Here is a 12,639-nt window from a genome sequence, read left to right on the forward strand (position 1 = left end):
TCGCGGAGGGTCTCTCCGGTCGCGGGGTTGACGACGGCGTAGTCGCTCACTGGTGTGCTCCTTTGTCTGAGGTGCTGCTGGTGCTGGCGCGGTGCCCGGCTCGGGTCGACGCCGTCGGGGCGGGTCGGACGCGAATGCGGAGCACCACCTGCACCGTATCGAACCAGGCCCCGCCTGTCAGGAGTGGAAGCCGCTTCAGGAGTCGAAGCCCAGACCCACAGCGTCCATCGTGCGCAGCCACAGGCCCCGCTTGCCGCGGTTCCGGTCGGCGCGGGCCATCTCCGAGAGGGAGATACGGGCGCCGATGAACGCGAGCGGGTCGGGCGGGAACGGCGTCGGCTTCTTCGTGACGAAGTCCATGGTCGTGCGCTCGGTGGGGGTGCCGCTGAGGAGGTCGAGCATCACGTTGGCGCCGTACCGGGTCGCGCCGACGCCGAGGCCGGTGAAGCCCGCGGCGTGTGCCACCTTGCCGCCGTGCGCGGTCTCGAAGAAGGAGAAGAACCGTCCGCAGGTGTCGATCGCGCCGCCCCATTTGTGGGAGAACCCGAGGTCGGCGAGCTGCGGGTAGGTGTGCGCGAAGTGCGCGGCGAGCTTGAGGAAGGACTCCTCGCGCTGGTCGAACCGCGGTTCCACCCGCCCGCCGTAGTTGTACACCGCGTCGTAGCCGCCGTAGAGGATCCGGGTCGACCCGTTCGCGTCGGTCGTGAGGCGCGAGTAGTGGAAGCGGTTGTCCAGGTCGGAGATGCCCTGCCGGCCCGCCCAGCCCAGAGCGTCGAGCTGCTCGGGTGAGAGCGGGTTCGTCATGAGCGCGTAGTCGTAGACCGGCACCGTGTACTTCCGCGCTTTCGGGATGAGCGCCTTGAACACGTTGGTGCCGAGGGCGACGCGCTTCGCGACGACCGAACCGTGCGTGGTCGTGAGGGTGACGGACGTCGCATCGGAGGCGATGGAGCGGACGTGCGTGTACTCGTGGATCTCCACCCCGAGGTCGAGGCAGACCCGCCGCAGCTCCCAGGCCAGCTTCGCCGGGTTGACGAGCGCGGCGCCCGTCGGCTCGAACAGGCCTGCCTGGAAGATCGGCGAGTGGACCTCCGCCTGCATCGCCTCGCGGTCGAGGAAGCGGGCGCCGTGCTCCTCGGCGCTCTCGCGCAGCCACTCGACGTGGTGCGGTGCGGTCGCCGCCTGCAGCAGCCCCGTCTCCTCCCAGTCGCAGTCCATGCCGTACCGCGCGATGGTCTCGCCGATCTCGCGCAGGTTCTCGCGTCCCAGCTCCTCCAGGCGGTCGAACTCGTGCGGGAGGCGGCTCTTGCCGTTCGAGGAACCGTGGGTGAGGCTCGGCTCGCAGAACCCGCCGTTGCGACCGGACGCCGCCCACGCGATCCGCCGCCCCTCGAGGAGCACGACCCGGCGGTCCGGGTCGCGCTCCTTCGCGAGGAGGGCCGTCCACAGTCCCGAGTACCCGCCACCGACGATCGCCAGGTCCGTCTCGATGTCCGCTTCCAGCCGGGGGAGTGGCGCCGGCCGGCTCGGGTCGTCGAGCCAGTACGGCTCCGGGTCGGCCGCTGCCAGCTGTTCCCGCAGGCGCGCGGTGTCGGCGAGCTCTTCGGCCAGTTCGTAGGTGGTTCTCATGGTGTGGTGTCCCTTGTGGTGCTCGGTGCTCGGTGCGTGGTGCTGCGGGGCTGGTGGTGCGCCTACTCGGTGCGTGCGGGGTCGGTGCGTTCGGCCGTGGCCTTCGGGCCCCCGGATCCGCTCGCCGCGGCTGCCGCGTCACGCTTGGTGCTCCGCTGGACGAACAGCCAGATGACGACGCCGAGGGCGAGGAGGCCGAGCGCGATGCCGAGCTCGAGGAAGCCGCCGTAGCCGGTGGTGGAGAAGCCGGTCGCGCCGACGATGAGGATGATCGCGAGGAGCACCGAGAGCACGACCGACAGCGGCACGAAGAAGCGCGGCAGACGGATGGGGCGCACGGCGTCCGGGCGGTCCTTGCGCAGCAGGAAGAAGCCGGAGACGGCGAAGAAGTGCGTGAGGATGTAGCCGAGGTTGCCGGTCACGATGATCGCCAGCGGGTTCTGCAGCACGACCAGGATGACGACGTTCATGACGAGCATCACGTTGAGCGAGCGGAACGGCACCCCGCGGCGGTTGAGCACACCGAGCGACGGGACGGTGACCCGCTCCTTGCCCATGTTGAACAGCACGCGGGAGGCGTCGGCCACCGAGGTGGTCATGATGAGCAGCAGCGAGGCGATGAGGCAGAGCACCATGACGTCCGCGGCACCACCGACGAGGGAGGCGAAGCTCGCGACGAAGAAGGTGGCCGGGTTCTCGGCGATCGCCGCTTCACCCGCGTAGCCGCCGAGGGTCAGCGGGATGACGAAGAAGACACCGAGGCAGAAGAGGACGGACGCCTTGATCGCCTTCGTCGTGTCCTTCACCGAGTCGCGGTACTCCGGGGCGAATGTCGCGCAGACCTCGATGCCGAAGGTGGTCCAGGCCATGATGTACAGCCAGACGATCGCGGTGTGGAGGCCCTCGATGCCCTCGAGCTTCCAGGTGAGGTCGAGCGGTGCCCAGTCGGCGCTGAACAGCGGGAACACGATGAACACGAACAGCGGGATGAGCAGGATGCCTGCCGTGATGTAGACGAACGCCATGGTGACGCGGACACCGATGACGTTGATGAGGTACATGACGCCGATGACGCCGAGCCCGATGAGGATCGGGAAGGTGATGGAGATCGGGCCGAGCTGGATGACCCAGTCCTCGTTCGGGAACCACTGCGCCTGGATGAGCGCACCGGTGACGGCACCGTAGGTGGCGAGGTTGGTGCCCCACGGGAGCCAGTAGCCGACGCCGGTGATCGGTGCGACCCAGGGTGCGCGCGACTTCCAGGCTTCGGCCGCGTAGTGCGCGATGCCGCCGGAGGAGTTCGGGAACATGGTCGCGAGCTCCGTGTAGATCCAGTTGACGCCCATCGCGAGGATCATGGAGATCGCCCACAGCACGGCAGCCCCCCAGCCGCCGAGGCCCGTGATGGAGGCGCCGAGGGTCGCGATGAGGGCGGCGGGCATGGTCATCGCCATGGCGAAGCCGTCGAACCAGCGCATCCGTTTCGGCAGGTGCGTGGTCTCGTCGGTGCTGGTGACGTGTTCGGTGGACATGGGCTCTTCTCGATTCGTGGGGGACGAGACGTCGCTGTCTCGCGGCTGATGCACTCAATGTGCCGAAAGATTGTCGCTACGACAAGATCGGGTGGTTTCAGTTGTTGTAATCGTAACTTTGACGAAACAATACTGCTTGTTCGAGGAATCGCAAGGTTCTAGGCTGATCCCACATTCTCCCGACGACATCCGCACGACGCTGTTCGGCGTCGTCGGCCAGCCACGACACCAGGAGGTCCGGAATGACCACGTTGCCGACACCCACTCGCACCCAGCTCTTCATCGCCGGCGAGTTCACCGACGGAACCAGCTCGGAGCGCACGGAGGTGATCAGCCCCGTCACCGGTGACGTCGTCGCGTCGATCCCCGTCGCCGGCACGGCCGAACTGGACGAGGCGGTGCGCCGGGCGCACGAGGCGCAGCGGGAGTGGCGGAAGCTCGGCGTGTTCAAGCGTGCCGAGATCTGCCACCGGGTCGGCGACGCGATCAACGCCCGCGTCGAGGAGCTCGCCCGCCTGCAGACGCTCGAGCAGGGCAAGCCGCTCGCCGAGTCCATCGCCGACATCGCCGAGGCTGCACAGCTGTTCCACCTCCACGCCGAGGACGCCCTCCGCCTCTATGGCGAGACCCTGCCGTCGAGCGACATCGACAAGCGCATGTTCACCTGGCGCGCACCGGTCGGCGTCTGGGGCATCATCACCCCCTGGAACTTCCCGCTCCTCATGTTCAGTGAGTTCGTCGCCCCGGGCCTCGCCACCGGCAACGCCTGCATCGTCAAGCCGCCGAGCAACACGCCACTCGCCGTGCTCGCCGCGATGGACTGCCTCGTGGAGGCCGGTGTGCCAGCCGGGCTCGTGAGCGTCCTCCCCGGTGACGGCGCCTTCGGCTCCGAGCTCGTCTCCCACGACGGCATCGACGCGATCGGCTTCATCGGCTCGTCCGCGACCGGCGCGAAGATCGTCCGCACCGCCGGCCTCAAGCGTTCGCTCATGGAGTGTTCGGGCAACGGCCCGATCGTCGTCCTCGAGGACGCGAACATCGAGCGCGCCGCGAAGGCCGCCGTCGACTCCGCCTTCTACAGCGGCGGGCAGGTCTGCTGCGCGACCGAGCGGCTCATCGTGCACCAGAACGTCCACGACGTCTTCGTCGAGGCGGCCCTCGCCTACGCCACCGCGAACGTGCGACTCGGCAACCCGTTCGACGAGGGGATCAACCTCGGCCCGCTCAACAACGAGGGCGTCGCCGCGAAGATGGACCGCCACCTCGACGAGGCGCGTTCGCTCGGCTTCGACATCCTGCTCGGCGGCGGTCGTGCCGCCGGCCACCCGACGGACCTCTACTACGACTTCACCATCGTCGACGGCGTCTCCGAGGACAGCCTGCTCTCGCGTGAGGAGTCGTTCGGCCCGGTCCTCCCGATCCTCACGGCGAAGGACGACGACGACATCCTGCGCATCGCCAACGCCGACGCGCTCGGCCTGCAGTCCGCGGTGTTCACCGACAGCCTCTCGAAGGCGTACCGGTTCATGGAGGAGCTCGAGACCGGCCAGGTGATCGTCAACGACTCCAACGGCTGGTGGGACATCAACATGCCGTTCGGTGGTGCGGGCGGCAAGGGCACCGGTTGGGGTCGGATCGGCGGCATGTACACGCTGCACGACATGACCGACCTCCGCACGGGCGCGATCCACATCCGCTGACCGCCAGGCTCCGCCGATCCGCCCGGCCTCCCTCGGCCGGTCGGGTCGGCGTCGCCCCGGTCGACCGCCCGCGTTCGGGTCGGTCGGTCGGCCGGGGCTCGCGGCCCGGGTGTGGTGGACACCGCACCCGGGCCGTCAGGTTCCCCTCGCTACGCTTGACCGATGACCGTCCGCCAGCTGCCGGAGGAGCCCCATGAACGACCTTGACGACATCGACCGTCGGCTGATCGCGATCCTGCAGCAGGACGGACGGAAGGCGTTCTCCGAGATCGCCACCGAGACCGGGTTGCCGGCCTCCTCCGTCCGCTACCGGATCCAGCGGCTCGAGGACACGGGCATCCTGCAGATCGTCGGTATCGCGAACCCGCTGTCGATCGGCTTCGACCACCTCGCGCTCATCGGCATCCGCTGCGAGCCCGGCATGGCGCGTGGGGTGTGCCAGGAACTGTCGAAGCATGCGGAGACGAGTTACGTGGTGCTCACGAGCGGTGGTTTCGACGTGATGGTCGAGGCGGTGTGCCGCGACATGGACCACTACAAGACGTTCCTCCTCGACACCCTGCAGCCGACGCCCGGCGTCCGCTCCACCGAGACCTTCTTCGTGCTCGAAGCCCACAAGCTCGCTTACGGCTGGGGCGTCGGGTAGACCGACGGGCTGCTCCCCATCCCGCTGTCTCCGTCCCGCTCTGAAAGGCCCCTCATGACCGACGACCTCCTCGCGACCAACGCCGTCCTCCAGGGTGCCGACGTGGTGCTCGCCGACAACGCGCTCGCGCCGGAGGACGTCGTCTCGGGTTCGCCACGGAGCGGGATCGTGTCGCTCACGGCCGTCGGTGATGCCGAGGTGGGCGTCTGGGAGCTCGGCGTCGGCGTCGTGCAGGACACGGAGGTCGACGAGGTGTTCGTGGTGCTCTCCGGTGCGGCGACCGTCGACTTCGCGGACGGCACCCCGTCGCTCGAGCTCCGCGCCGGTTCCATCGGCCGACTCGCCGCCGGCGCCCGCACCACCTGGACGGTCCGCGAGACCCTCCGCAAGGTCTACGTGGCCTGAGCCTGTACCCCTCCGGTCCCTGAGCTGCCTCCCTGCACCTCTGGTCCCTGAGCTTGTCGACGGGCGCAACCCTCCCCATAGGCTGGTCGCATGAACCTGCGCACCGTCGAGCTCGACCACACGGACCACGCTGCCCTCGATCTCTGGTGGGGCGCGGCCTCCCGTGGCTTCCTCTCGAAGCCTGAAACCGACGTCGCGGTGCGCGCCGAGCGTCGCCAGCTCCTCGTCGGCAGCTCCATCCTCGGCGTCTACGACGACACCGCGGCCGAACCACTCGTCCCCGTCGCCACGCTCGGGTCCTTCCCGACCGCGTTCTCCATCCCGGGCGGCACCGTCCGTGCGCTGGCGATCACCGAGGTCACCGTCTCCACCTCCCACGAGCGTCGCGGGATCGCCCGGTCGCTCATGGAGAACCGCCTGCATCACGCGCAGGCGACGGGCGCCGCGGTCGTCGCGCTCACCGCGAGCGAGGCCACCATCTACGGCCGGTACGGCTTCGCCCCGTCGACGTGGGAGTACACGCACGAGGTCGACCCGAAGCGCGTCGCCTGGCGGGGTGCGCCGCCCGCCGGCCGGGTGCACACGCTCGACCCGCGCTCGCTCGCGATCGTCGCCCCCGAGCTGTTCGAGCGCTCGCGTGGCGCGGGTGACATCGACCGCGGGGTCGCCTGGTGGAAGCAGGCCCTGCGCGAGGTGACGATCCGGCACTTCAGCCACGGTGAGGGCGACACGCTCGCGCTCCGCTACGACGATGCCGACGGCGAGCCTCAGGGCTACGCGCTGTACCGCGTGGGTGAGGAGTGGGGGACGATCGTCGTCGACGACCTCGTCACCACCACGCCCGAGGCCCGGTACGCGCTGTGGCGACACCTCACGGGGATCAGCCTGACGACGAAGGTCACCTTCCACCAGGCGCCGGCCGACGAGGCCATCCCGTGGCGACTGGTCGACCGTCGCGCCGTCAAGACCACCGCGCGAGCCGACTCCCTCTGGCTCCGCATCGTCGACGTGCCGACCGTCCTCGGCGCTCGGCGCTTCACCGTGCCGGGACCATCGACGCCGCGCGAGCACGTGCTCGACGTCAGCGACGCGCTCGGCTTCGCGGAGGGCCGCTTCGTGCTCCGCATCGACGAGCGCGGGGCTGCGGTCGCCGAGCGCCTCGGCGACGTCCCGGAATCGGACACCGACACCGACACCGACGCCGTGCGACTCACGATCAACGAGCTCTCCGCTGTCCTCCTCGGAGGCCCACGGGTGTCGGCGCTCGCCGAAGCTGGGCTCATCACCGGCTCGGCGGACGCCGTGGGCGCACTGGATCTCGCCTTCGTGACCGAACAGGCGCCCTTCCTGCGGACGCACTTCTAGGAGTTTCGGGCGCTCTGGTCCGTCGACCTCGAGCCTGCTCCACAGGCCGCCTGAGGTCCGGCTGGATGGTGTGACCGACGGGTGTCGGCAGCCCGGATCGACCACCGTCACTACCGTCGCCTGCAGCATCACGACGGGCTTCGTCGAGGTGCGTAGCCGGCGACAGGAGCGACGCGTGGATATGACCCCCGACGAGACGACGAACGACGGCCCGGGCGGACCGCCGATAGCGGGCGGACGGGCCCGGCTCGGGCGCCGTCCGGTCATCGCGATCGTCGCTGCCGTGGTGGTGCAGCTCGGAGTGATGGTGTTCCTGTTCGTCTCCTGTGCCGGATGGGTGGGAACGGTCCGCCAGCTGCCGACCAGCGCCCCGCCCACCTCCGGCACGCCGGGCCTGCAGGCCGATCCGCGGGAGCCCCGATACGATGACCAGCTCCCCACGAGGGACGCGGCGTTCCAGTCGGCCGGCATGGCCCTGGGGCGCGTCGCCCAGCTCGCGACCGGTGGTGTGCCGTTCGCGTTCACGCCCGAGGCGTCCGAGGCGCCCTGCACGAGCCTGTCGCCCTCCGGACGTCCGACGAAGCTCGCGCGCATGAGTGCCGTGATCGAGCTGCCGGTCGGCACGAGTCGTGCCGTGTTCCAGGACATCGTCGACAGGTATGCCCCGCCGCTCGCCCTCTCGGACAGCTCCGACGAATTCAGGGCGGAGCTGCGCGAACCGCCGTCGGGGCAGATGCGGTTGTCGACACAGGTGCAGGACGACGCCATCATCGTGGAGCGTGAGGCGGGGGAGGGCGGGGACCGACTGCGGATCACGGTCGAGAACGGCTGTTTCCTCCCGCCGATAGAGTGACATCCGTCGAGTACAGGGGAGAGTCGGATGAAGATCGTCGTCGCCGGGGGCAACGGGATGGTCGGGCGGCACGTCGTGGCTGTGGCCGAGGAGCGCGGACATCGGGTGGTCAGCCTGTCTCGTGCGACGGGCGTCGATCTCGTGTCCGGCGTGGGGCTCGCCCACCAGCTGGAGGCGGCTGACGTCGTCATCGACGTGACGTCGACGGCCACCCAGTCCGCTGCGAAGTCCAGCGCGTTCTTCGGTGGGGTCACCCGCACCCTGCTCGATGCCGAAGGCGCGGCCGGTGTGCCGCATCACGTCGCGCTGTCGATCGTCGGGAGCGATCGCGCTCCGTTCGGTTACTACGCCGGCAAGGCTGTGCAGGAGGAGCTGGTGAGCACGGGGCGGATCCCATGGACGATCCTTCGGGCCACGCAGTTCCACGAGTTCGCGCAACAGATGGTCGAGCGGTTCCGGTTCGGCCCGGTCACCATGGTGCCGACGATGACCTCGCAGCCGGTCGCCGCGCACGAGGTCGCCGAGCGCCTGGTGGAGCTGGCCGAGGGGGAGCCGCAGGGCCGTCCGGCCGACCTCGCCGGCCCGGAAGCGCTCCGCATGTCCGCGATGGTCAAGGCGTACGCGGCGGCCGAGGGCGTTCGCGGCCCGGTCATCGAGATCCCGCTGCCGGGCGGCTTCGGCAAGGCGATGCGCGACGGCACCACCCTCGCGGGCCCCGACGCACAGCGTGGCGTGCAGACGTTCGCGCAGTGGATCGAGGAGCTCCGCCAGGCTCGGTGACGGGGTACCCGAGACCGGCTCACGGCCGCAGGCTGAACGCCACCTCGCTGTTCCGCGGGGTGAGCCAGGAGACTCCGGACGCGACGGGGCGATCGTCGGCGTCGAACACCGTCGACTCGACGGTCAGCAGGCGTTCGCCCGGCTCGACGAACAGGTACTCGGCGACCTCCGCCTCGGCCCCTCGGATCGAGACGAGCAGATCGTTCCGAGCGAGATCCACGCCGTGATGGTCGCGGAGGGTCGCGAAGAGGGACGCGTCGGTCAGGTCGCTGTCGAGGATGCCCGGGAACCGATCGAGCGGGAGCTCGGTGACGGCGAGATGGTGCACCGCTCCGTCGACCGAGCGCACCCGGGTCAGCCTCGCGACCCGGTCACCTGGCGTGAGACCCAGGCGACCGGCGGCCGGTTCGCGGGCCGCGCGATCGGCCAGCTCCGCCACCCGGCTCGTCACGACGAAACCCTGAGCAGTCTGCTGTGCGTGGAACCCGGTGACCGCACCGGCGAAGCGCTCCCGGTAGCGCATCCGGTGCTGCGGCTCCGTCACGAACGTGCCACGTCCCTGCTCGCGGACAAGGAAGCCCTCGTCGATCAGTCCGTCGACCGCATGCCGCAGGGTGATCCGGCTCACCCCGTATTCGGCGCAGAGCTCCGGCTCGGCGGGAAGTCTGGCTCCGGCGGGGAGCAGGCGGACCCGCGCCAGAAGGAGCGCCCGGACCCTCAGGTACTTGCTGCCGCTCATCCGCATCGATGCCCCGTTCGTCCGGCCCGCCCGCGGACGACTGCGACGACCGCGATTCGTCTCGATTCATTATGACGTCATGATGTCTTGCGTAGCGTTCGACTGACACGACCTCAGGAGAACCGATGCCCTCACTCGACGACCGCGCGATCACCACCGCCCGACTCCTCGCCCTCGACGCCGTCGAATCGGCAGGATCGGGGCATCCGGGAACGGCGATCGCGCTCGCCCCGGTTGCACACCTCCTCTTCCAGCAGCACATCCGACACGACCCCGCGGACCCGTCCTGGATCGGCCGAGACCGGTTCGTCCTGTCCTGCGGGCACGCCAGCATCCTGCTCTACACGCAGCTCTTCCTCACCGGGTACGGACTCGAGGTCGACGACCTTCGGGCGTTCCGGAGCCTCGGTGCGAAGACGCCCGGGCACCCGGAGCTCGGCCACACGGCCGGTGTCGAGACGACGACCGGACCGCTCGGTCAGGGGCTCGCCACCGCTGTCGGTATGGCGATGGCGATGCAGCACGAGCGCGCCTCGCTCGACCCCGAGGCAGCACCCGGGGCATCCGTGTTCGATCGCACGGTGTGGGTGCTCGCGTCCGACGGCGACCTGCAGGAGGGGATCTCCGCAGAGGCGGGGGCGCTCGCCGGGCGTCACCGGCTCGACAACCTCGTGGTCGTCTACGACGACAACGACATCCAGATCGAAGGCGACACCTCGCTGACGAGCTCCGAGGACGTCGTCGCACGCTTCACCGCGCAGGGGTGGCAGGTGGACCGAGTCGAGCTGGCAGCCGACGGTGACGTCGACCTCGCCCGCCTCGACATCGTGCTCTCCGACCGAGCGGCCGCCGAGGGACGCCCGCGGCTCGTCGTGCTCAAGTCGCAGATCGCCTGGCCCGCTCCGAACGCGACGAACACCTCCGCCGCCCATGGCGCGCCGCTCGGCTCGACCGAGGCCGCACTCCTCCGCGAGGTGCTCGGCGTCGAGACGGCGCCGTTCGAGATCGACGAGGAGGTCCTCGCGCACACGCGGCGAGCGTCGGACCGTGGAGCGGATCTCCAGGACGCGTGGCAGGTCGGATACGAGCGGTGGCGCCAGGAGCACCCCGACCGCGCGGCCGAGTCCGACCGGGCCAGGAGCGGCCTGCTGCCGGACGACCTCGTCGACGCGCTGCCCGTCTACGAGCCAGGTCAGACGCTCGCGACCCGCGACGCCTCAGGGCAGACGATCCAGGCGCTGGCCGCCCGACTGCCGGAGCTGTGGGGCGGATCGGCCGACCTTGCCGAGCCCAACCGCACGGCGATCGCCGGCGGAGGGTCGTTCCTCCCGGAGGAGGGCGAGCGGACGGGGCGCGCTGGACGCAACGTCCACTGGGGCGTCCGCGAGCACGCGATGGCCGCGGCGATGAACGGCATCGCCCTCCTCGGCGGTTCCCGGTTCTTCGCCGGCACCTTCCTCGTGTTCAGCGACTACCAACGCCCCGCCATCCGCCTCGCCGCGCTCATGCAACTCCCGGTCACCTACCTGTGGAGCCACGACTCGGTCGCGCTCGGAGCCGACGGCCCCACGCACCAGCCGATCGAGCACCTCGCCAGCCTCCGCGCCATCCCGGGCTTCGACGTGGTCCGGCCGGCGGACGCGGCGGAGACCGCCGCCGCCTGGCTCGCCATCCTCGAGCGCAGCCGCCCAGCGGGTCTCGTCCTGGCCCGGCAGCCGCTACCCGTCGCGGACACGGACCGAGACGTCGTCGTCGACGGCGTCCGGCGTGGTGCATATGCCGTGCTCGATCAGCAGGATCCGGACGTCATCGTCGTCGCGACCGGCTCGGAGGTCGGGCTCGCGCTCGCCGCCGCCGACCTCGCCGAACAGGACGGACTCGCCGTCCGCGTCGTCTCGATGCCGTGCCGCGAATGGTTCGAAGAGCAGCCGGCCGACTACCGCTCCGCCCTCCTCCCCGAGCACGTCACGGCTCGAGTGGTCGTCGAGGCTGCAGCGAGCTTCGGCTGGCACGACGTCGCCGGGCCGTCCGGGCGCATCATCGGCATCGACGAGTTCGGACTGTCGGCGCCGGCCGAGGACGCCCTGCGCGAGCGAGGGATGACCGTCGACCGCGTGCTCGACGCGATCCGCTCGGTGGTCCGCGCCGGCTGATCCGGTCGCCGCCGCCGCGCTCACCGCTACCAGGCGGTGAGCGCGCCGTCGATCGGCAGGTTCACGCCGTTCACGTAGCTCGCGCCGACGCCCAGGAGGAAGACCACCGGCGCGGCGATCTCGGTCACCTCCGCCATGCGACCCATCGGCGTCTGATCGGCGAGGAAGCGGTTGCGCTCGGGCGGGTTCAGGTCGGTCATCTCCGTCCGCGTGTACCCCGGGCTGACGGCGTTCACCCGGATGCCCTGCGGCACCCACTCCACGGCGAGCGACCGGGAGAGGTGGACGACGGCCGCCTTCGACGAGGCGTACCCGATGTGCGGCTCCGCACCGCGGTTGTAGATGCTCCCGCTCGCGGACGCGATGTTCACGATCGACCCGCCGGCCTCCTGCATCGCCTCGAACTCCGCCAGGCAGCTGAACAGCACGCCGCTCAGGTTGACGTCGAGCACCCGCTGCCAGTCGTCCGTCGACATCTCAACGGTGGGCTGCAGGTGGTCGATGCCGGCGCAGTTCACGGCGTACCGGACGGGCCCGAGCTCGGCCGCGGTCGCCACGGCGGCCCTCATGGCGTCCCGGTCGCGGACGTCCACTTCGATGGCGCGCGCGTCGACACCGGCGTCGGCGCAGAGCCGCAGGGTGTTCGTGAAGTCGGCCCCGGCACGGTCGAGGCACGCCACGGACACCCCCTCCGCGGCGATCGCGGCGACGATGGCGGAGCCGATCCCGCCTGCTGCTCCGGTGACGACGGCGACGGTGCCGGGTTCGAGGGTCTGCATGGTGTCTCCTTCGGGGACGGGGAAAACGGGTGCCGGCGCGTCGCCGACCCCCCTGGTG

General features: G+C 70.2%; 11 protein-coding genes. 7 read left to right on the forward strand and 4 right to left on the reverse strand.

What is annotated here, in order from left to right; genetic code table 11:
- Positions 1-195: 195 nt before the first annotated feature.
- Together ASF68_RS16100 and ASF68_RS16105 are read right to left on the reverse strand one after the other, a co-directional pair.
- The gene (locus ASF68_RS16100) at positions 196-1,629 is read right to left on the reverse strand and encodes an FAD-binding oxidoreductase (protein WP_056013549.1); all 1,434 of its coding nucleotides are present in this window, start codon (positions 1,627-1,629) and stop codon (positions 196-198) included.
- 62 nt (positions 1,630-1,691) lie between these two features.
- Complete coding sequence (locus tag ASF68_RS16105; RefSeq protein ID WP_082498749.1) at positions 1,692-3,161, reverse strand: APC family permease; 1,470 nt, start codon at positions 3,159-3,161, stop codon at positions 1,692-1,694.
- A 242-nt stretch (positions 3,162-3,403) separates the two neighbouring features.
- On the opposite strand from ASF68_RS16105, the gene ASF68_RS16110 reads away from it, so the two are divergent.
- The 6 genes from ASF68_RS16110 (at position 3,404) to ASF68_RS16135 (ending at position 8,910) form a co-directional block, all read left to right on the forward strand.
- Positions 3,404-4,861, forward strand: a complete 1,458-nt coding sequence (locus ASF68_RS16110) for an aldehyde dehydrogenase (RefSeq protein WP_056013552.1) — start codon at positions 3,404-3,406, stop codon at positions 4,859-4,861.
- Positions 4,862-5,054: 193 nt separating this feature from the next.
- The gene (locus ASF68_RS16115) at positions 5,055-5,507 is read left to right on the forward strand and encodes an Lrp/AsnC family transcriptional regulator (RefSeq protein ID WP_056013555.1); all 453 of its coding nucleotides are present in this window, start codon (positions 5,055-5,057) and stop codon (positions 5,505-5,507) included.
- Positions 5,508-5,561: 54 nt separating this feature from the next.
- Positions 5,562-5,912, forward strand: a complete 351-nt coding sequence (locus ASF68_RS16120; protein ID WP_082498750.1) for a cupin domain-containing protein — start codon at positions 5,562-5,564, stop codon at positions 5,910-5,912.
- A 90-nt stretch (positions 5,913-6,002) separates the two neighbouring features.
- Positions 6,003-7,277 (forward strand): GNAT family N-acetyltransferase, encoded by a 1,275-nt coding sequence (locus ASF68_RS16125; RefSeq protein ID WP_056013566.1) that lies wholly within the window; start codon positions 6,003-6,005, stop codon positions 7,275-7,277.
- A gap of 175 nt (positions 7,278-7,452) precedes the next feature.
- Positions 7,453-8,130, forward strand: coding sequence for a hypothetical protein (locus ASF68_RS16130; protein ID WP_157580553.1), 678 nt, complete (start codon positions 7,453-7,455; stop codon positions 8,128-8,130).
- Between the two features lie 27 nt (positions 8,131-8,157).
- Positions 8,158-8,910 carry an SDR family oxidoreductase gene (locus tag ASF68_RS16135; protein WP_056013568.1) on the forward strand — a complete coding sequence of 251 codons (753 nt, stop codon included), beginning with the start codon at positions 8,158-8,160 and terminating at the stop codon, positions 8,908-8,910.
- 19 nt (positions 8,911-8,929) lie between these two features.
- Here the strand turns inward: ASF68_RS16135 and ASF68_RS16140 are convergent, their stop codons facing one another.
- Positions 8,930-9,649 (reverse strand): GntR family transcriptional regulator, encoded by a 720-nt coding sequence (locus tag ASF68_RS16140; protein WP_056013570.1) that lies wholly within the window; start codon positions 9,647-9,649, stop codon positions 8,930-8,932.
- Positions 9,650-9,774: 125 nt separating this feature from the next.
- On the opposite strand from ASF68_RS16140, the gene tkt reads away from it, so the two are divergent.
- The gene (gene tkt / locus ASF68_RS16145; RefSeq protein WP_056013572.1) at positions 9,775-11,802 is read left to right on the forward strand and encodes a transketolase; all 2,028 of its coding nucleotides are present in this window, start codon (positions 9,775-9,777) and stop codon (positions 11,800-11,802) included.
- 26 nt (positions 11,803-11,828) lie between these two features.
- Here the strand turns inward: tkt and ASF68_RS16150 are convergent, their stop codons facing one another.
- On the reverse strand, positions 11,829-12,581 hold the full coding sequence (locus ASF68_RS16150) for an SDR family oxidoreductase (RefSeq protein ID WP_056013576.1): 753 nt from the start codon (positions 12,579-12,581) through the stop codon (positions 11,829-11,831).
- Between the last annotated feature and the right edge of the window lie 58 nt (positions 12,582-12,639).

This window comes from Plantibacter sp. Leaf314, assembly GCF_001423185.1.
Lineage (GTDB): Bacteria > Actinomycetota > Actinomycetes > Actinomycetales > Microbacteriaceae > Plantibacter.